Here is a 19324-nt window from a genome sequence, read left to right as displayed (position 1 = left end):
CCCTTTCTATCTATCTCAAGCTCTATAATTGAGCCTTTAATTCCAGCACTGCGTCTCTAAGCTCGGCAGCCCGTTCAAAATGAAGGCTCTTCGCCGCTTCTTTCATTTCTGCTTCCAGGCGATCGATTAAGGTCATCCGGTCTTTCTTGGACATTTTCGCTTCCGTTACGTCCGTCAGATAATCCGCCTTTTGTTCGGCCACCTTCGTCGCTTCAATGACGTCGCGTATCTTCTTCTGGATCGTCTGGGGAGTAATTCCATACTTCTCATTATACCCCAATTGAATCGAACGCCGGCGTTCCGTCTCCTTGATCGCTTTGTCCATGGAGTCGGTTATTTTATCCGCATACATGATAACACGGCCATTGGCGTTCCTCGCAGCGCGTCCGATCGTCTGGATCAAAGCCCGCTCGCCTCTCAGGAACCCTTCCTTATCGGCATCCAGTATGGTTACCAGCGAAACCTCGGGAAGGTCCAGGCCTTCTCTTAACAGGTTGATTCCCACCAGGACGTGGAACGTTCCTAAACGCAAATCCCGAAGGATTTGCATCCGCTCCAGCGTCTTGATGTCAGAATGCAGATAGCGGACTTTAATGCCGACTTCCTTTAAATAATCGGTCAAATCCTCGGACATTTTCTTCGTCAAGGTGGTTACGAGCACCCGCTCGTCCTTGGCAATCCGATCGCGGATTTCGTCCAGCAGATCGTCAATCTGTCCCTTCGTCTTCCTTACCTCAATAACGGGATCGACTAAGCCGGTCGGACGGATGATTTGCTCAACCATTGTCGGACAGTGCTCAAGCTCATAGGGCCCCGGCGTAGCGGATACATAGATGATTTGACTGATTTTTTTCTCAAATTCCTCAAACTGCAAAGGACGGTTATCCAGCGCGGAAGGCAGGCGGAAGCCGTGCTCGACCAGCACCGTTTTACGGGCCCGGTCCCCATTGTACATTGCCCGGATCTGAGGCAGACTCACGTGCGACTCATCCACTACGAACAGCATATCTTCAGGGAAAAAGTCGAGCAGCGTATAAGGGGTCGCTCCCCGTTCACGGAAAGTCAACGGACCGGAATAGTTCTCAATGCCCGAACAAAAGCCCATCTCCAGCATCATTTCAATATCGTACCGGGTGCGCTGCTCCAGTCTCTGCGCTTCCAGCAGCTTGCCGGCCGAGCGCAGCTCCTCCAGACGTTCCTCCAATTCCCTTTCGATATTGATGATTGCTCTCTTCATCTTGTCTTCCTGCGTTACAAAGTGGGACGCCGGGAAAATGGAAATATGCTGCCGCTCCCCGACGATCTCTCCGGTCAGCACATCAATCTCCGTAATCCTCTCGATTTCGTCGCCGAACAATTCAACCCGAACAGCATGCTCGCCTTTGGAAGCAGGGAAAATTTCCACCACATCTCCTCTTACCCGAAACGTACCCCTCGTAAAAGCAATGTCATTGCGTTGGTACTGGATATCGACCAGCCGATGCAGGATGTGATTGCGCGGAATTTCCATTCCGACCCGGAGAGACAGCACCAGATCGCGGTACTCGCTGGGCGAACCTAAACCGTAAATACAGGAAACACTCGCAACGATAATGACGTCTCTGCGCTCAAACAACGCCGCGGTAGCGGAGTGTCGAAGTTTATCGATTTCGTCGTTGATGCTGGAGTCTTTCTCGATAAAAGTATCCGAGGACGGAATGTACGCCTCCGGCTGGTAATAATCGTAGTAACTGACGAAATACTCGACCGCATTGTTGGGGAAAAACTCTTTGAACTCGCTGCACAATTGCGCGGCCAGCGTCTTGTTGTGCGCGATAACGAGCGTCGGCCGGTTTAATTGGGCTATCGTTTGGGCGATCGTAAACGTCTTGCCCGTACCTGTCGCCCCCAAGAGCGTCTGATGCTTTTCTCCTCTGTTGATTCCTTCCACAAGCTGCCTGATGGCACCAGGCTGATCCCCTTGCGGGGCGAAATCCGAAACAAGCTCGAACTTCTTCCGGCTTACAACGATGTTGCTCATGAATTCACCCGCCTTTTTATATAAACTTTTCAGAACATCCGTCCGATATATAGTTAGAACTATTATTGTCTATTTCCGTGTTTGTAAAATCAGGAATTGAAACATTGTTGTGGAATGATTAACAACGATAAGAATACTTGTTCTCGTTTCATTATACCTATTTTGCCTGTATCCTGCAAACGGATTATGGTTCCTTGCGCTTCTCTAATAACCTTTTTTAAGCTGATCTGGGAGTGAATTTTTCAATGGATTTAACGACACTGTTAGGAATTGTGCTCGGCCTTGGCGCATTGGTCGGGGGATATATGTGGGATGGCGGCCACCTCGCCGCTTTGCTGGTGCCCAGCGCCATGCTGATCGTTTTCGGAGGGACGATCGGCGCGGTAGCCGTTTCTTTTCCCTTATCTGTGCTGAAAGGCTTTCCGCAAGCGTTCAAAATGGCTTTTATGGAAGCCAAGAGCAACCCGAATGCTACAATAGATGAAGTGGTGGACATGGCGGCTGTGGCCCGCAGGGAGGGCGTCCTTGCGTTGGAGCAGCGCGCTCAAGAGCATCCTAATCCTTTTCTGAAGGACGGGTTGATGATGGTTGTGGACGGCACCGACCCGGAGCTCACACGCCAAATTCTTGAGCTGGAAATGGACGCGCTCGAGCATAAGCATGAAGGCTATGCGAAGATATTCGAGGCAGCCGGCGGATTCGCCCCTACGATGGGGATTATCGGAACGGTGATGGGCTTGATCCACGTTCTCGGCAACCTGGCCGACCCTTCCAGTTTGGGACCCGCGATTGCGGTAGCTTTTACTGCAACCTTGTACGGCGTGGGAAGCGCCAATGTGATTTACCTGCCGATCGCCAGTAAAATCAAAATCCGCAGCAAAGAACAAGTTTCCGAGATGGAGCTTATGCTTGAGGGAATCCTCGCCCTGCAGGCAGGTGAAAATCCGCAATTGATCAAGAAGAAGCTCAACTCCTTCGCACACAACAAAGAAGAACAGGCTCAGGGAGAAGGTGCCGACGATGGCGAGGAAGCGTAAGAAACAGGAACCTCCTGAAAATCACGAACGATGGCTCATCACCTATTCGGACTTAATCACCCTTCTGCTCATTTTCTTTATCATCATGTACGCCATGAGCAAGATTGACACGGAAAAATATTCGGTGCTCGTCAAAGCATTGAATTTTGAATTTAAAAAGGCGGATTCGATTATGCAGCAGGGTTCCTCCGTTATCGGCAGAGTAGATCCCGGCAAATCGAAAGACGGCACCGACAGCAAAACCCAGCAACAAAATCAGCTTCAAAAGGCACAGCACCAGGAAAAAGATTTGCAGCAGCTTATGCAGGTCATTAATCAGTACGTCGAAGAGCACAACCTGCAGTCCCAGGTGTCTGCCACCAACACGCAGCGGGGCATAGCCGTGACGCTGAACGACCTGTTTCTGTTCGATTTGGGGAAGGCGGATTTAAAGCCCGGCGCCCTGGAGATTCTGGACAAGCTGGCTTCCCTGCTCCCGACTTTAAACGCGAAAATCAGTATAGAAGGCCACACGGACAACCTGCCGCTCGCCACAGGCTCCATCTACAAGGATAATTGGGGCTTGTCCCAAGCCAGATCGCTCTCTGTCCTGCGGTATTTCTTATACAACGCCAGGCTCGACCCGAGCAAAATGATTTCCACTGCTTATGCGGACACGATGCCTGTAGCGGACAATACCACAGAAGCGAACCGGGCCAAAAACCGGCGTGTGGAGATTGTTGTCCTCCGCGACCTGCAGCCTGCCAAGCCATAGAACAAATCCAGAATGCATATATCTCAGGATCGATGGCAGAATAAACCTGAAATCGATACAGGAGGGATAAAAATGGCTAAAAATAACCAGGACTGGAACAAGAATCAGAACCAAGACAATTTTGTTGAAAATACGGCGGAAGCCGTCACAAACGGATTCAAAAACGCTGCAAGCTTTGTTCAAAATGCGGTGAAAAACACAGTGGAAGCCACTGTGAACGCAGCGCAGAATCTGGCGGGCAACGGAAAGAACAATGAGCAGGAAGAGAACAAATAGTATCCTTTCAACCAAGTGTCAGCATAATTCAGAGAACACCTTACTGTGCATAGTAAGGTGTTCTGTTCGTTCCCTGGCTACATAGAGCTTCCCGGCTTATTGGACTTCAATCCCGAGAGCCGGTGCCGGAAATAAGTCAGCAGATTGATTTTATCTTCGGAAACGGAATACAAGGCTTCTTCGTCCGGAGCAAGGATAATCCCCAACTGATGGTGCTCGCCGGAGAACATCGCTCTTTGGGCAAATTTGCTCATATTGTTTAAATTCAACACTTCCAGCTTGCAGAACGCAGGATTGAGTCTGAGCGCCTGATGCAGCTGCTCCCTGCTGCGCACGATCACCCCGTTGACCTTATAGATCGTTTCACCGGACTGCAGGCCTAATTCCTCGGCAGCGCTGCCAGGCAGTATGGCAAGGATCTTGAGCCCTCTGGACGGATGCACGAAATAAGGCGATTTCTGGGTCTCCAAATAAGCGCTATAGAATGCCATAGCTTCATGGAGGCCTATTGTCAGCAGAGCCGCCAAAATCCCCATGCCCGGCCAATAATGCGTTCCGATGGCCAGCACGATAACTATAATCGAATATTGTAAAAGATTCCCGGAGCTTAACCGGAGCTTCCTGCCCGGCAGCCTCGTTATCGTCATTTCCACAAAGCCGACCATTACAGGAAGAGCCGCCATCGTCCAGCCTCCGGCCCAGGAATTCCCGTTCAACCATCCGGCCCAAGGAATTTCCGATGCAAATCCGCCCTGCAAAGGAACGATAAGAAACAGCGGTACAGGCCAATAGCCCTGCAGTAAATACCCGCCGACAATTTTGCCCCGCTTGCTCTCATAGAATATGGGACTCGCTCTCCTGGTTCCTTGAACTCTCATCAGGACTGCCTCCACCAAATGCAGCACCCCGACGATCGCCAGCAGCGAAGAGATATCCACTCTCATCACCGGCCCAACAAACCACTGCAGACTCTGGCTTTCCTGCAAAGAAGGAATCCAGGAAACGATGCCGTGCAAGATTCCCAGTACACCTGCCGAATAGGCCGCACATAAGTAGCGAATACGGAATAACAGCATAATCAGCGTAACGGCCCACAAAAGAAGAACAGCTTCCGGCTGAATCGACGCCCCCAGCGCCAGCAGCAGCAGCGAAGCCAGCAATCCTCCGGCAATCCCCCACAGAACCGTTTTCCAGGTTCCTCCCAGCAGGGAATGCAGCTTGGTGGAAAAAAATTTCCGCTCCAGCTGAATCTGTCTGCGATATTGCAAAATGACAAGGACAATCCCTATATAATAGATCGGATGGATGAGAAGCTTAACCAGAGCTTGAAGCCATGCTGTCAATAATTCCATCAAAAAGTCCAGTGTAACCGGCTCCTTCCATATACAAGCTAAAAAGGCTGAAACATGTTCAACCTTTTTAGTGTTTCGACAGAGGGAGGGCTTTTCCTGCCCCGCTGTGTTATTAATTTTTTCCAAGCGCCGAATTGATTTGCTGCACCGCCGCTTTCAGTTGGGCGTCGTTTTTGGGATTTTTAATCTCCGCAATGATTGCTTTCACCAGTTTATCCGCAGTGGCTGTGTCCACTTCCCCAGTCATCGGCAGGTTGTTCAACCGCTGGAACGCTTTAACGGCCAACGCCGTTTTTTCGCTGAAGTAGCCGTCCATACGCTCAGGATTAAGCCCCAGCCCCTGCAGCATCAATTGCACGCTTTTGACGTCGTCGCTGTTCGTGTCGGGCTTCAAAACCGTTTTCTTGCTCAAAGCCGTCGCTTTGAAATAGGCCGGCTGTTCCACTGCGATATCAGGGGCGATGCCCTTCTTGTGGATCCAGTTGCCGTTTGGCGTCAGCCATTTGTATGTGGTCATTTTAATATTGCTGCCGTCGCCCATTTCCTTGTCAAAAACGACCTGGACGGTACCTTTACCGAAGGAGGTTTCCCCGACCAGCTTTATTCCCATCGACTCCTGAAGGGCGGCGGCCAGAATTTCCGAAGCACTTGCGCTGCCCTTGTTGATTAAAACAGTGATCGGATAAGGCTTCGCCGATTTCTCTTTGGATCTCGAGACGGTTGGCTCTTTACGGCCTTGGCGGTCCTCGACATTAAGCACCGTTTTGCCTGCGGGAATAAATTGCTCCGCAATGTCTCTGACAGAAGTCAGAAGACCGCCCGGATCGTTGCGAACGTCGATGACAAGCCCCTTCATGCCTTTGGCTTCCAAAGCTTTGAGCTCATCTTTGAATTTTGCCGCTGTATTCATCGAGAATTGACTGATTTCAATTTTGCCTATGTTATCCGGGAGCATTTCGGCATGCACGGTTTCCAAATCGACAGTGCCCCGAACGATATTGATCTGCAGAGGCTTATCCGTGCCTTTTCGGGCAATTTCCAGGTTAGCCTGCGTCCCCTTGGTTCCGCGGATTTTCATAACCGCCTGATTCAGGTTGATGCCATCAAGCTTCTCCCCGTTCACGGATACGATAACATCCCCTGCCTGCAGTCCCGCCTTCTCCGCCGGAGAGCCCTTGATCGGAGACACGATCACGACTTTGCCGTCATCGGAATTGGCCACTTCCGCTCCAATCCCTTCAAACGAGGAGTTGATGCTGCTGTCGTCGAACTGCTTCGCTTCATTTTGATCCATATAGACCGTATACGGATCTTCCAGGGAAGCGAGCATCCCGTTGATCGCGCCGTTGACTACTTTTTCCCGGTCCACCGTATTTAAGAAGTTATTCTGGATCAAACCGTAAGCCGTCGAAATTTTGTTGATATCCTTAGCCGGCAGCACTGCCGACGATGAGGCGCCGCCCGCAACATTAGCTGTCGCAGAGAATACGCCAGGACGCGCCAACACCAAGGTAAATAAAGAACTTACCACCATTCCCAATACGACTAGCGTAATTACCGTACGGCCTTTATATTGCATTCTCCGTTACCACCATCCTTTGCTTTAAGCCCCTATGAACATGTCCCTCTAGTATATGACAAGCCAAAGCAAATATTAACTTGAACGTTATTTCAAGTACGCTGTTGGATCCACAGCCATACCGTTCTTTCTTACTTCAAAATGAAGGTGGTTCCCTGTAGATCTGCCGGTGGAACCTACTTCGGCAACCTTCTGCCCGCGTCGTACGGTATCTCCCTTTTGTACGGCGAGGCCGCCGTTGCGTATATGGCCGTACAGCGTCCAAGTGCTGTTGTCATGCTCGATAATGACGGTATTGCCGAAACCGTTCGTCCAACCCGCCACGATAACCGTACCGGATTCGGCGGCCAGGATCGCTGTGCCTTCCGGGGCGCCAAAGTCGAGGCCGCTATGGAAAGCGCCCGGAGCCCCTGTGAGCGGGTCAACGCGGGTGCCGAAAGGCGAAGTCAAAGGATAATACCTCGGCAGAGGGAAAGCGAGCGTGCCTCCATTGTAAGCCGGCGCGGCAACGCCGCCAGATGATGCGCCAGACCCTGCGCTTGCAGCCGCTGCGCTTTTGGCTGCCGCTGCACGGGCAGCCGCCGCCGCGGAAGCCGCAGCTGCTGCAGCCGCTTCTTCGGCAGCTTTCTTTTTATGGATGAGATCCGCTTCCTGTTTGGCAAAGGTCATCAATTGATTTTGCTGTTCCTGGCTGATATCCCCAAGCTCTTTTTCCTTCTGGGAAAGGCTTGCGACCTTCACTTCTTTTTCTTTCTCCTTCACCAGCAGCTGCGCTTTAATCGCTTGCGATTGCGCCATGTAGGACTTAATTTCGGCCAGCTGTGTTTCAATTTCCTTTTTCTTGGTTACTATGAAGTCACGGTCCTTTTTATTTGTCTGTAAAATTTCCTTATCCTGGGAAACGATAGAGGCCAAAGCATCGATACGGCCGAGGAAATCCGAAAAGCTGGTAGAACTCATCAACACATCGGTGTAAGAAACGGTTCCGTTGATATACATTAAGCGCACACGGGATCTTAGCTTCTGGTCTCTTTCCTTGACGCGGGCTTCCGCTTCGTCCAGCTGCTGCCCGTTTTTCTTCAGATTCTCTGTAGTTACGTTCATTTTATCGTTCAAAGCAGACAGCTGCTTATTCGTTTCATCGATTTGATCCAGGATCGTATTTAAGTCTTTGCCTGTTTGCTGCTTCTCCACCTGTACGCTTTGCATTTGCTTCTGCGTATCCTGGGAATTTTGCTGCATCGTGGATTGCAATTTCTTGAGATCGTTCAGCTGTTGATCGATTTGCTGCGTTGCCGAAGCGGCGAAAGAATGCAGGGGATATGCCGCAATCCCGCTGAACAGGCCGATCGTGAGGACTACGGGCAGAAACGTTTTCTTCAAGGTTTTTTTACTCCTCTCAAATAGGAAAATCATTAGCTTCTCGCGTTTTCACTACACTTTCAGATGTTTACGGACGGACAGCAGACTACCCCAGACTCCAATGCCTAAACCTATGGCCAGCAATAAACCGGACAAGGTCAAAGCAATTTGTTGAAACGGCAGCAGTTTGATAAGGAGCAGGCTCATCTCCAGCGAGGTCAATTGGGTCAGCTTCCAATACCCGTACAATAACGCGATCACCGGAATCAGCGAACCCATAAAACCAAGCAGCGCCCCTTCAATAAAAAAAGGCCACCGGATAAATTGGTTTGTAGCACCTACCAGCTTCATGATCCCGATTTCTTTTCTTCTGGTGAGAATGGTCAGTTTAATCGTGTTGGCAATCAAAAACATCGCTGTCAGCGCCAGGCAAACCACCAGAACGAGCCCGACGTTGCGCACAATTTGCGTTACTTGAAAAATTTTCTCCACGGTGCCTTTGCCGTATTTGACGTTGTAGATAGGCTTGTTCGGCTTGTTCTCGTTCATGGCCTGGATCTTCGAGGCGACCTCGGCGACCTGGGTCGGTTCCAATACTTCAACGGTAAAAGAATCGTTCAGAGGGTTGTTGTCGCCTGAAAATTCCTCCAGAAGCGGCTTGCCCTCTTCCCCCAGCCTGTCTTTTAATGAAGACAAGCCTTCCTCCTTCGACACGAACCGGACGGATTTGACGCCAGGCATCACTTTGATTTCGTTCTCAATCGAGTTACGCTGATCCTGAGGGGTATTCACTTCGAGAAAAGCCCGGATTTGCACCTGATTCTCAATCTGCTTGGCCAGAAAATTGACGTTTAACGTTAATAAAAGAAAAAGTCCGAGAATAAACAAGGAAACGGATATGGCCGAAATCGAGGCGAAGGTCATCCAACCGTTGCGGACGAGATTTTTGGAGCCTTCCCTTATGTGACGGATATACGTGCTAATCTTCATACCCGTACTCACCTCTCATTTCGTCGCGCGCAATGATTCCTTTCTCGATAGCAATGACGCGCTTTCTCATGGTGTTCACGATTTCTTTGTTGTGTGTGGCCATTACAATCGTAGTTCCCCGGTAATTAATTTCCTCCAGCAGCTTCATAATTCCCCAGGAAGTCTCAGGGTCAAGATTACCGGTAGGTTCGTCAGCGACAATAACCGACGGATTGTTCACTATTGCCCGGGCAATAGACACCCTTTGCTGTTCTCCGCCAGATAATTGTGTCGGCAGAGAGTTCGCTTTATCCTTAAGCTTGACCAGGTCAAGCACTTCCATCGAGCGTTTCTTGATCAGCTTTGCGGGCGCTTCTATCACTTCCATTGCAAAAGCGACATTCTCGTAAACTGTCAATTTAGGCAGCAGCCGATAGTCTTGAAAAATAACACCTATATTTCGACGTAAAAACGGAATTTTCCTCTGTTTCAGCTTTTCCAGATTAAATCCATTAACGAATATTTGTCCTTTTGACGGTCTTTCTTCTCTATAAATTAGCTTCATAAAAGTCGATTTACCGGCACCGGACGGGCCTACGACATATACGAACTCATTGCGGTCCACTTTCAAATCGATTCCTTTCAACGCTTCGGAACCGTTAGGATAAGTCTTCCATATGTCGTGCATTTCTATCACATTATCACACACCCTGTTTATAGATAGCTAGTAAAACTTCGACATAAATCTCAAAAATCCTCTAGCAGTTTCATACATTCAAACATTTTATCATAATATCATAGTTTCTGACGAATTACCCTGTTTATGTAACAAAGTTTTCAAATAATTTATAATCTCCTTGCTCGGACATCGGATAAATTTTTATTCATAACAATGCCTCCTTTCACTGTATACATAGATATGGAACAAGCTTTTTACCCATTTCTTCGGTGAAAGGGGGAGGGTCAATGAAAGCCAAACTCGCCTTCTATATTCTGTGCTTCTGCCTATTTATTGGAGGGACCGCCTTATTGGGCGTTTATTTATATGCCGTTTCAACCTCACTGCCGCATGGTCTGCGAATTTCCGGCTGGAAGCCGCAAGCCGCCGATCTGGACGCTTTTGAGAGGGAATGGGAAGGCCGTTTAGAGAAGTTGGAATGGATGCAAGTGCAGCTTGTCCCCTCGGACAGCCGCCTCACTCCGGCCGCCAGCCGTTTAAGGGATTTAGGAATGAACGTGGATGATAAAAAAGTCTGGGAGCAGCTGGAAGGCTTGCGCTCCGGGTCTTGGGCAGATAGAGCCAAAACGCGCTGGATGCTGAGGAATGCCGATATTGCTATAGAAATCGCGGTTGCGCCTGAGGCTTTACAACGAGCAGTGAACCGCGCCTGGCCCTCTCTTTCCAACCGCAAACCGGTCAATGCGAAACGCGTTATCTCGGCGGATGATCAAATCAGTTATATCCCCGGGCAGCCCGCGCCCCAAATCGACGTCCCTGCGTTGGCGCAATCTTTGAACACGGCAGTGCGGGAGCGGCTGCTCCCGTCCAATCTGGAGGACATCGGCCTCTTGCAGCTGCACGCTTACATCAAGGAACAATCACCCCCCATCACAGTGGAATTGTTAAAGCAGCAGGGAATCCGGCGGAAAATCATGGAGTTTACCACCCCCATCCTGTCGGACCAACAAGGCAGATCTCACAACGTGCAATCCACCGCAGCCGTTCTTCATGACCAAATGCTGCTGCCGGGCCAGATTTTCGAATACAGCGCGATTGTAAAAGAAACGGAAGCCCGCTACGGCTACAAGGAAGCGCCCGTCATCTCGAACGGCAAGCTTCTGCCTGGTATCGGCGGGGGTATCTGCCAGGTTTCCACAACCCTATACGGAGCTGTGCTACGTGCCGGGCTGCAGATCATAGAGCGGAGAAACCATTCGCTGCCTGTCAGCTACGCACCGCTCGGACAAGACGCCACTTTTGCAGACAACTATTTAAACTTCCGGTTCCGCAACTCGACGGGGCATTTTTTGCTCATCCGTACGGTTGCGACGGAAACGTCGGTGACCGTCAAGCTGTTTGGGGATATTCCGGCCAATGTCACTTACGATATCAAATCCAACATTTTAAAAACAATTCAACCAACGGTCAAATATGTGCAGGACAGCAGTTTGCCGCCGAGGTCCAGCCGATTGATCGCTGAAGGCAAGCCTGGATATATCGTGGAAACCTATAGAACAAAGAGGCAGAATGGAAAAGAAGTTCGCAAGGAGAAAGTATCACGCGACCATTATTTACCTCAATCGACGGTTATCGCTGTACATTCTGTGGAAGGGAACGCACCAAACGAGCCTTATCCCGAACCGCAAATAGTGGAGGACGGGCTTCGCACTTTATCGCCTGTCAGAGAATAGATTTTGTTGTATAATTGTATGAAAATGGAATAGAAATCAACCGTTTTGCCGAATGAGGAGGGGTCGTTTTGACCGAAGATTTTTACTGCGATGAAGTATTGAGCGGAAAAACATCCGTGCAAAAAGTGTGGGAGACGGAAAATGTACTTGCTTACTATCACACCCGGCCTTTTTACGAACTCCATATTGTCGTCATTCCAAAAAAACACATTCCTTCCTTAATCGCAATGGAAGAGGACGACACGGGGATTCTGATGGAGCTCCTCGCAGTTATCAAACAGGTGGCTTCACAGGTTGCGGCGGAATACGGGGCATGCAGGGTCATGACCAATCTTGGAGCGTACCAGGAATCGAAGCATCTGCATTGGCACGTAGTTTACGGAGATACGGTGAGAAAGTGAGAATGGACTCCCTCTTGTACGCTAAAAGGACACCTTTCTCCGCAATGTGCGAAATATAGGTGTCCTCATCTATACAATCCTATGCTTTATCGTGCGATTCAACCCAATCCTGCATCTGATGAAGTACCGTTTCCGCACGGCCGATGGCGGCCTGAACCTGCGGAGCAGCCGTTCCTCCGTACACGTTGCGGGCATTCACCACATGAGCCGGCTGAAGCACCTCGTAAATGTCCTGCTCGAAATGCTCCGAGAACTCATGGATTTCCTCCATCGAAAGATCAAGCAAGTACTTATGGTTTTGGATGCAGTACAGCACCATTTTGCCGATGATTTCATGGGCCCCACGGAACGGAATGCCTTTGTTCACCAGGTAGTCGGCGATGTCCGTCGCATTGGAGAAGTCCTGGCTGACAGCTTGCTTCATACGGTCCTTGTTCACATTCATCGTGGACACCATAGGGGCGAACAGCTGCAACGCGCCTTGAAGGGTGCGCACGGTGTCGAGCATACCTTCTTTATCTTCCTGCATATCTTTGTTGTAAGCGAGCGGCAGCGCCTTAAGCACAGTCAGCAGGCCAAACAGGTTGCCGTAGACCCGGCCCGTTTTCCCACGCACAAGCTCCGCCACGTCCGGATTTTTCTTCTGCGGCATAATCGAGCTTCCCGTGCAAAAAGCGTCGTCCAATTCGACAAAAGCGAACTCGGTACTGGACCATAGCACCATCTCTTCGCAAAGCCGGGACAGATGCATCATAATAATCGATGCGTGGGACAGAAACTCCAGAATAAAGTCACGGTCGCTCACCGCGTCCAGGGAGTTTTCGTACACCCGGTCAAAACCAAGCTGCTCCGCGACGAAGTGGCGGTCAATCGGAAAGGTCGTTCCCGCCAACGCTCCCGCCCCGAGAGGCAGCATATTGATCCGTTTCAAGCTGTCCTGCAGACGCTCCGCGTCCCGCTGGAACATGGAAACGTAGGCCATCAAATGATGGGCGAACAGAATCGGCTGCGCCCTCTGCAGATGCGTGTAGCCGGGCAGGATCGTATCGATATTGGCCTTGGCCTGCTCCAGCAGCGCCTCCTGCAGCTTGCCCAATAAGCCGACGAACTCGATTACGCGCTTTTTCAAGTACAGATGCATGTCCGTCGCCACTTGGTCGTTCCGGCTTCTGCCGGTATGAAGTTTTCCGCCCACAGGGCCGATCTCTTCGATCAGCGCTTTCTCGATATTCATATGAATATCTTCATCGCTGACAGAGAACTGCTGCTCTCCGCTGCGAATGCGCTGCAGTACCTTAAGCAAGCCTTCCTTGATCGTCTGTACATCGTCGTCCGGAAGGATTCCGCATTTGCCCAGCATCGTCACATGAGCCAGACTGCCCTCCACATCCTCCTCCGCCAATTCCTTGTCGAACAAGATGGAGGCCGTATATTCTTCCACAAGCTGATCCGTTTTCTTCGTAAAACGGCCGCCCCACAGTTTTGACATCTCCCGCAGCTCCTTCCGTCTCTCTATCATCTGTACAGCAAACGAGCCGCACCCGCGGCCCGCTCCTGTCTACTTTACTTCTTGCTTCTCTCGACCCCGGACGACACCTTTAAGCGCAGTGCGTTCAAGCGGATGAACCCTGCCGCATCGGCCTGGTTGTAAGCTTGCGTAGGATCCGCTTCCATCGTGGCGATATCCGGATTGTAGAGCGAAACCGGGCTTTTCACGCCAGCGCCGATCACATTGCCTTTGTACAGCTTCAAACGAACCGTGCCGGTTACATTCTTTTGGCTTTCCGTTACCAGCGCCTGCAGTGCAAGACGTTCCGGAGCAAACCAGAAGCCGTTATAAACCAGCGAGGCGTATTTAGAAATCAGGGAATCTCTTAGATGCATTACGTCGCGGTCCATGGTCAAGGACTCCATTTTACGGTGAGCGGTGAATAGAATCGTGCCGCCAGGAGTTTCATACACACCGCGGCTCTTCATGCCGACAAAACGGTTCTCCACCATATCGACACGGCCGATCCCGTGCTTGCCGCCAAGCTCGTTCAGCGTTTCCATCACCTGCAGCGGAGTCAGGCGCCGGCCGTTCACGGCTATACAGTTGCCCTGTTCGAACTCCAGCTCGATGTATTCCGCCTGGTCCGGAGCATCCTCGGGGTCTACGCTTAACACGTACATATCTTTGTTGGATTCCGCGCTGGCGTCAAACCAGGGATCCTCCAGCATGCCGCTTTCAAAGCTGATATGCAGCAAATTGCGGTCTGTGGAATAAGGCTTGGCGGCCGATGCGGTTACCGGAATTCCGTGCTTCTCCGCGTAGGCGATCATTTCCGCCCGTCCCGGGAATTGTTCACGGAACGAGTCCAGCCTCCAAGGCGCGATCACGTTCAAGTACGGAGCCAGCGCCGCTGCGGTCAGCTCAAAACGGACCTGGTCGTTTCCTTTCCCGGTAGCTCCGTGAGCTATGGCGGTCGCTCCTTCAGCCAAGGCGATGTCAACCATTCTTTTGGCGATCAGGGGACGCGCAATACTGGTTCCCAGCAGGTATTGTCCCTCATACAGCGCTCCCGACTGGAACATCGGGAAGATGAAGTCTTTGGCGAATTCCGCTCGCAGATCGTCAATATACACTTTGGAAGCGCCGGTGTTGTAAGCTTTTTGCTCCAACCCGTCAAGTTCGTCCGCTTGGCCGATATCCGCAGTAAAAGTAATGATTTCGGCGTCGTACGTTTCTTTTAACCAAGTCAGAATTACGGATGTATCCAAACCGCCGGAGTAGGCGAGTACAATTTTCTCTTTGCTCATATCGGTTCCCCTTTATCCCTGCTCAGAATCTGTCACTACATGATGGCGGCCATTATCGCTTTTTGCGCGTGCAGGCGGTTCTCGGCTTGGTCGAAAATGATGGAGTGTTTGCCGTCGATCACATCTTCGCTCACTTCTTCCCCGCGGTGAGCAGGCAGGCAGTGCATGAACAGGTAATCCTTTTTGGCGCAAGCCGCGATCTCGGCGTTCACCTGGTAAAGCCGGAACGCCTTCTCCCTGGCGGCCTGCTCGGCTTCCAAGCCCATACTCGCCCAGACGTCGGTGTAAATCACATCTGCATTGGCAGCGGCTTCCTTCGGATCGGCAGTGACCGTAAGCTTCGCTCCGCTTTGACTGGCGTTTTCCAGGCACTGTTTCACGATGCCCTCTTCCGGCTGATAACCTTCGGGAGCCGCAATCGCGATATCCATCCCCAGCTTGCAGGCGCCCATCATCAAGGAGTGGGCCATATTGTTGCCGTCGCCGATATAGGCGATTTTGAGTCCCTGAAACTTGCCCTTCTTCTCGAAAATGGTCATGTAATCCGCCAGCGATTGGCACGGATGATTCATATCCGTCAGGCCGTTGATCACGGGTACCGTAGCCGCCCTTGCCAGATCGATCACCGTGCGGTGGGCAAAGGTGCGGATCATAATGCCGTCCAGATAGCGGGACATCGTCTGCGCCGTATCGAAAATCGTTTCGCCCCGGCCCATCTGGATATCGTTTTTGCTCAGAAAAAGCGCGTGTCCCCCAAGCTGATACATTCCCACTTCAAAAGAAACCCGCGTCCGCGTGGACGATTTTTCGAAAATCATCCCTAATGTTTTTCCTTTTAGCGGCTGGTAGATTTCTCCCGACTTTTGCTTTCGCTTGAGATCGATCGCCAGTTGAATGAGATGGTTCAGCTCTTCCGTCGTATAATCGGCTAACGCGATAAAGTCTCTTCCTTTCAGGTTCAAAGCAATTTCCTCGCTTACCAATCCGGCCATAGTCGTTCCTCCTTTATGGTTATGATTGAACGGCGGCAGCCGAATGCTTCGCCAGCACATTGACGATAACGGACAATCCGTGATCCAGCTGCTCTTTAGTAATGGTCAAGCTCGGCAGTAGCCGAATGACGTTTGGACCGGCCGGAACCACCAGCACGCCGCTCTCATGGATGGCCTTGATCAAATCGGCAACCGGCTGCCCGCATTCGATTCCGATAATTAGGCCTTTGCCGCGGATTTCGCGGACGAGAGGGTTGCCTTTCAACTTTTCGTTCAGCTGTTGGAGGATGTAATCGCCCAGCTCTGCCGCCTGCTGTGACAGGTTCTGCCCCACGATCGTCTCCACTGTAGCGATGGCCGCAGCCATAGCGATAGGCGTGCCGCCGAACGTGCTCCCATGGCTGCCGGCCGAGAAAGCTTCACGCAGCTTGGCTTTGCCAAGCATCGCCCCGATCGGGAAACCGCTGGCCAATGCTTTGGCTAGTGTAAAAATATCCGGTTCGATCCCATAATGCTGATGGGCAAAGAGCTTGCCGGTACGCCCCATGCCCGTCTGGATCTCATCCACGATCAGCAGCAGGCCGTGCTTGCCGCAAAGTCTGGCGATCTCCTGCACAAACGACGGATCCGCAGGAATGACTCCACCCTCCGCCTGAACCATTTCAAGCATAATGGCGCAGGTTTGGTCAGTGATGAAGCCCTCAAGCGCCTCCGCATCGTTGTATGGCGCATATACGAAGCCTTCCGGAAGAGGCAGGAAGCCGTCCTGGACTTTGGATTGACCTGTCGCGGTCAATGTAGCCAGCGTTCTGCCATGGAAAGATTGGTGGAAGGTAATGATTTCGTACCGGTTCTGGCCGAGAACCTTCTGGTAATACCGGCGGGCCAGCTTGATCGCCGCTTCATTGGCCTCGGCGCCGCTGTTGCAGAGGAAGACCGCATCGGCGCAGCTGTTATCGGTCAGCAGCTTGGCGAGCTTTTCCTGGCCGGGAATATGAAAAAGATTGCTCACATGCCAAAGATTATCCAGCTGGTCTGTCAACTTCTCTTTTACCGCTTGAGGCGCATGGCCCAACGAAGTGACCGCGAGTCCGCACATCAAATCCAGGTATTCCCTGCCCTTGTCGTCCCACAATCGGCTGCCTTCTCCCTTAACAAACGTCATCGGATATCTGGCATAAGTCGGAAATAACAAGCTTTGCTGCTCTTGGCTCATCCTTTTCACTCCCCATTCTGTATTGGTTATCCTATATTCAAAGAACCGGTTTTGCCGGATTCTACGATAATGCGGGTCCCGTTGCTGCCGCCTTTCAGTGCCTCCGGCAGAACACCCGGTTCAGAACCGTCGACGATAACGACCTCCTGCACATTGCCCTGCAGGCATTGGATCGCCGCCCGCACTTTCGGGATCATGCCGCCGTATATTTCTCCGCCTGCGATCATGTCTTCAATCTGCGATACAGTTACGCACGGAAGAACTTCTTTTCTGCCTTCCACAACCTTCATGATGCCTGGAACGTCCGTCACCACGATCATTCGTTTCACTCCGATGCCGGATGCCACAGCTCCCGCGGCGGTGTCCGCATTGATGTTGTACCGCTGGCTGCCGTCGGCGCCGAGGCCCAACGGAGCGATAACCGGAATATATCCCATGGCGACGATGCCATGGACAAGCGCTGCATTGACGGTGTCCACATCTCCTACGAGCCCCACTTCGTCAGCGTCCGCCACCGGCCTTGCTTGAATGAGGTGCCCATCTACTCCCGATAACCCGACCGCCCTCGCGCCTGACAGCTGGATGCGCCGGACAATCTCCTTGTTGATCTTGCCGGCAAGCACCATTTCCACGACATCAAGCACAGCTTCGTCGGTTTTACGCAGCCCTCTGACGAATTCGGTCTCAATGCCAAGCGCAGTCAGCGTGTTGGAAATCGCGGGGCCTCCTCCGTGTACGATGACTGGAGATAGCCCTTCCTTTTGCAGCTTGCACAGATCGTTGAAGAATGAATCAGGCAAAGCAGCCAGTGTGCTTCCGCCGCATTTTAGCACAAAACAGCCTTCCTGCATGCTCATCTTCGTTCCCCCTTGCACTTAAAGCATAAATTGAATCTATGTTCGGTAAGCCGCGTTAATGCGCACGTAGTCGTAAGTCAAATCGCAGCCCCAACCGACTGCCTTGCCTTCTCCGAGGTGAAGGTTGATGCGAATTTGCACGAAATCGCCTTTTAAGTATTCGAGTGCGGCATCTTCGTCAAAAGCTACCGGTCTCGACTGCTCCAGCACAATTATGTCCCCAAGTCGGATATCCACCGTTTCCGTGTTGACCGGCTGTCCGGCCCGGCCCACAGCGGCAATTATTCTGCCCCAGTTGGCGTCGGCGCCGAAGCAGGCGGATTTGACCAGGCTGGAGCCGATAACCGTTTTGACGATGGCTCGAGCCGCTTCATCGCTGGAAGCTTCAATAACCGCCGCCTCGATAAGCTTTGTCGCGCCTTCCCCGTCCCGGGCGATGGCTTTGGCCAGCCCTTCTGCCACGTACTGCAGACCTGCGGCAAACGCCTCCCAATCCTTATGCTCCGGATCCAGCTTGCCGCTTCCCGACATGCCGCTTGCCATCGCCACCACCATGTCATTCGTGCTCGTGTCCCCGTCCACGGTAATCATATTAAACGTCGAGTCCGTCACGTTGCTCAGAGCCTGCTGCAGATGCGTGCTGTCAACCGCCGCATCCGTCGTAATAAATCCGAGCATGGTTGCCATGTTTGGATGGATCATCCCGGAGCCTTTGGCCGCTCCCGCAATATACACGTCTTTGCCGCCGACCTCGAGCTTGACGCACAGCTCCTTCTTGACGAGATCCGTCGTCAAGATCGCCTGCGAGAAGTCGTCGCCTCCTTCCGCGCTCAGCTGCTCCGGCAGCCGGCCGATGCCGCCGAACACCTTCCCCATCGGCAGCAGCTGCCCGATGACACCTGTGGACGTCACGCCCACGCGGTGCTCGGCGACGCCCAAAGCCTCGGCTGCGGCACGGCGCATCGCGTATGCGTCGGCTTCTCCCTGCTCGCCGGTGCACGCGTTGGCGTTGCCGCTGTTGACCAGCATCGCCTGAAGCCGCCCTTCCACGCCGATGCTCTCCCGCGTCACCTTAAGCGGCGCCGCCTGAAACGCATTCGTCGTGTACACGGCTGCAGCCGCTGCCGGCACATCGCACACGATCGCTCCGAGGTCGTAGCGCCCGTTAGCCTTCAAGCCGCAGTGCAAGCCTGCGGCCCGAAACCCCTTCGGAGTGGTGATCGTCCCCTCCGGCACCACCTTAAACAGCTGCGTCCCTGCGCCTGTCTCCAAACCTGCGCCCATGCTCGTTCCCCCTT

The 19324-nt window shown here is 52.1% G+C and carries 17 protein-coding genes; 5 read left to right on the top strand and 12 right to left on the bottom strand.

Going from position 1 to position 19324, the window contains the following annotated elements; translation table 11 throughout:
- Window positions 1–22: 22 nt before the first annotated feature.
- Window positions 23–2020 carry an excinuclease ABC subunit UvrB gene (gene uvrB / locus ACZ5N7_RS15300; RefSeq protein ID WP_464655368.1) on the bottom strand — a complete coding sequence of 666 codons (1998 nt, stop codon included), beginning with the start codon at window positions 2018–2020 and terminating at the stop codon, window positions 23–25.
- Window positions 2021–2265: 245 nt separating this feature from the next.
- Here uvrB and ACZ5N7_RS15295 point away from each other — a divergent pair, with 245 nt between their 5' ends.
- The 3 genes from ACZ5N7_RS15295 to ACZ5N7_RS15285 all read left to right on the top strand — a co-directional run bounded on the left by ACZ5N7_RS15295 (window position 2266) and on the right by ACZ5N7_RS15285 (window position 4087).
- A complete protein-coding gene (locus ACZ5N7_RS15295) occupies window positions 2266–3057 on the top strand; it encodes a flagellar motor protein (protein ID WP_464655367.1) in 792 nt (263 codons plus the stop codon).
- Window positions 3041–3811 carry a flagellar motor protein MotB gene (locus ACZ5N7_RS15290; protein WP_464655366.1) on the top strand — a complete coding sequence of 257 codons (771 nt, stop codon included), beginning with the start codon at window positions 3041–3043 and terminating at the stop codon, window positions 3809–3811. Before ACZ5N7_RS15295 ends, ACZ5N7_RS15290 begins: the two co-directional genes overlap by 17 nt.
- Before the next feature lie 72 nt (window positions 3812–3883).
- The gene (locus tag ACZ5N7_RS15285) at window positions 3884–4087 is read left to right on the top strand and encodes a hypothetical protein (RefSeq protein ID WP_464655364.1); all 204 of its coding nucleotides are present in this window, start codon (window positions 3884–3886) and stop codon (window positions 4085–4087) included.
- Window positions 4088–4164: 77 nt separating this feature from the next.
- Here ACZ5N7_RS15285 and ACZ5N7_RS15280 read toward each other — a convergent pair whose 3' ends face one another.
- The 5 genes from ACZ5N7_RS15280 to ftsE all read right to left on the bottom strand — a co-directional run bounded on the left by ACZ5N7_RS15280 (window position 4165) and on the right by ftsE (window position 10046).
- Window positions 4165–5439 carry a PDZ domain-containing protein gene (locus tag ACZ5N7_RS15280; protein ID WP_464655362.1) on the bottom strand — a complete coding sequence of 425 codons (1275 nt, stop codon included), beginning with the start codon at window positions 5437–5439 and terminating at the stop codon, window positions 4165–4167.
- A 112-nt stretch (window positions 5440–5551) separates the two neighbouring features.
- Entirely contained in the window at window positions 5552–7018 is a 1467-nt protein-coding gene (locus ACZ5N7_RS15275; protein ID WP_464655361.1) for a S41 family peptidase, read from the bottom strand.
- 87 nt (window positions 7019–7105) lie between these two features.
- Window positions 7106–8401 (bottom strand): murein hydrolase activator EnvC family protein, encoded by a 1296-nt coding sequence (locus ACZ5N7_RS15270; RefSeq protein ID WP_464655359.1) that lies wholly within the window; start codon window positions 8399–8401, stop codon window positions 7106–7108.
- 51 nt (window positions 8402–8452) lie between these two features.
- On the bottom strand, window positions 8453–9370 hold the full coding sequence (gene ftsX / locus ACZ5N7_RS15265) for a permease-like cell division protein FtsX (protein WP_464655358.1): 918 nt from the start codon (window positions 9368–9370) through the stop codon (window positions 8453–8455).
- A complete protein-coding gene (gene ftsE, locus ACZ5N7_RS15260) occupies window positions 9360–10046 on the bottom strand; it encodes a cell division ATP-binding protein FtsE (protein ID WP_464655356.1) in 687 nt (228 codons plus the stop codon). The genes ftsX and ftsE overlap by 11 nt, the downstream gene beginning before the upstream one ends.
- 269 nt (window positions 10047–10315) lie before the next feature.
- Between ftsE and ACZ5N7_RS15255 the strand changes: the two genes are divergently transcribed.
- Complete coding sequence (locus ACZ5N7_RS15255; protein WP_464655354.1) at window positions 10316–11761, top strand: VanW family protein; 1446 nt, start codon at window positions 10316–10318, stop codon at window positions 11759–11761.
- A gap of 68 nt (window positions 11762–11829) precedes the next feature.
- The gene (locus ACZ5N7_RS15250; RefSeq protein WP_464655353.1) at window positions 11830–12162 is read left to right on the top strand and encodes an HIT family protein; all 333 of its coding nucleotides are present in this window, start codon (window positions 11830–11832) and stop codon (window positions 12160–12162) included.
- A 79-nt stretch (window positions 12163–12241) separates the two neighbouring features.
- Here ACZ5N7_RS15250 and argH read toward each other — a convergent pair whose 3' ends face one another.
- From argH to argJ, 6 genes are all read right to left on the bottom strand, one after another.
- On the bottom strand, window positions 12242–13651 hold the full coding sequence (argH, locus tag ACZ5N7_RS15245; protein ID WP_464655351.1) for an argininosuccinate lyase: 1410 nt from the start codon (window positions 13649–13651) through the stop codon (window positions 12242–12244).
- Window positions 13652–13725: 74 nt separating this feature from the next.
- Window positions 13726–14961, bottom strand: a complete 1236-nt coding sequence (locus tag ACZ5N7_RS15240) for an argininosuccinate synthase (RefSeq protein ID WP_464655350.1) — start codon at window positions 14959–14961, stop codon at window positions 13726–13728.
- A 35-nt stretch (window positions 14962–14996) separates the two neighbouring features.
- Window positions 14997–15953 (bottom strand): ornithine carbamoyltransferase, encoded by a 957-nt coding sequence (gene argF, locus ACZ5N7_RS15235; protein WP_464655348.1) that lies wholly within the window; start codon window positions 15951–15953, stop codon window positions 14997–14999.
- Between the two features lie 19 nt (window positions 15954–15972).
- Window positions 15973–17169 (bottom strand): acetylornithine transaminase, encoded by a 1197-nt coding sequence (locus tag ACZ5N7_RS15230; RefSeq protein WP_464655346.1) that lies wholly within the window; start codon window positions 17167–17169, stop codon window positions 15973–15975.
- 26 nt (window positions 17170–17195) lie between these two features.
- On the bottom strand, window positions 17196–18020 hold the full coding sequence (argB, locus tag ACZ5N7_RS15225; protein ID WP_464659301.1) for an acetylglutamate kinase: 825 nt from the start codon (window positions 18018–18020) through the stop codon (window positions 17196–17198).
- 42 nt (window positions 18021–18062) lie between these two features.
- The gene (gene argJ, locus ACZ5N7_RS15220) at window positions 18063–19310 is read right to left on the bottom strand and encodes a bifunctional glutamate N-acetyltransferase/amino-acid acetyltransferase ArgJ (RefSeq protein WP_464655345.1); all 1248 of its coding nucleotides are present in this window, start codon (window positions 19308–19310) and stop codon (window positions 18063–18065) included.
- Between the last annotated feature and the right edge of the window lie 14 nt (window positions 19311–19324).

This window comes from Paenibacillus sp. JCM 18996 (genome assembly GCF_055392555.1).
Note: the sequence above shows the minus strand (reverse complement) of the source record. Positions and strands in the feature narration are given on the sequence as shown.

What these genes read in the sequence shown, in the direction of transcription:
- ACZ5N7_RS15275 (WP_464655361.1), bottom strand. Translation starts at nt 7,018, where the DNA reads ATGCAATATAAAGGCCGTACGGTAATTACGCTAGTCGTATTGGGAATG.
- ftsX (WP_464655358.1), bottom strand. Translation starts at nt 9,370, where the DNA reads ATGAAGATTAGCACGTATATCCGTCACATAAGGGAAGGCTCCAAAAAT.
- ACZ5N7_RS15230 (WP_464655346.1), bottom strand. Translation starts at nt 17,169, where the DNA reads ATGAGCCAAGAGCAGCAAAGCTTGTTATTTCCGACTTATGCCAGATAT.
- ACZ5N7_RS15285 (WP_464655364.1), top strand. Translation starts at nt 3,884, where the DNA reads ATGGCTAAAAATAACCAGGACTGGAACAAGAATCAGAACCAAGACAAT.
- ACZ5N7_RS15240 (WP_464655350.1), bottom strand. Translation starts at nt 14,961, where the DNA reads ATGAGCAAAGAGAAAATTGTACTCGCCTACTCCGGCGGTTTGGATACA.
- ACZ5N7_RS15295 (WP_464655367.1), top strand. Translation starts at nt 2,266, where the DNA reads ATGGATTTAACGACACTGTTAGGAATTGTGCTCGGCCTTGGCGCATTG.
- argH (WP_464655351.1), bottom strand. Translation starts at nt 13,651, where the DNA reads ATGTCAAAACTGTGGGGCGGCCGTTTTACGAAGAAAACGGATCAGCTT.
- ACZ5N7_RS15280 (WP_464655362.1), bottom strand. Translation starts at nt 5,439, where the DNA reads ATGGAATTATTGACAGCATGGCTTCAAGCTCTGGTTAAGCTTCTCATC.
- argB (WP_464659301.1), bottom strand. Translation starts at nt 18,020, where the DNA reads ATGCAGGAAGGCTGTTTTGTGCTAAAATGCGGCGGAAGCACACTGGCT.
- ACZ5N7_RS15290 (WP_464655366.1), top strand. Translation starts at nt 3,041, where the DNA reads ATGGCGAGGAAGCGTAAGAAACAGGAACCTCCTGAAAATCACGAACGA.
- ACZ5N7_RS15255 (WP_464655354.1), top strand. Translation starts at nt 10,316, where the DNA reads ATGAAAGCCAAACTCGCCTTCTATATTCTGTGCTTCTGCCTATTTATT.
- uvrB (WP_464655368.1), bottom strand. Translation starts at nt 2,020, where the DNA reads ATGAGCAACATCGTTGTAAGCCGGAAGAAGTTCGAGCTTGTTTCGGAT.
- argF (WP_464655348.1), bottom strand. Translation starts at nt 15,953, where the DNA reads ATGGCCGGATTGGTAAGCGAGGAAATTGCTTTGAACCTGAAAGGAAGA.
- argJ (WP_464655345.1), bottom strand. Translation starts at nt 19,310, where the DNA reads ATGGGCGCAGGTTTGGAGACAGGCGCAGGGACGCAGCTGTTTAAGGTG.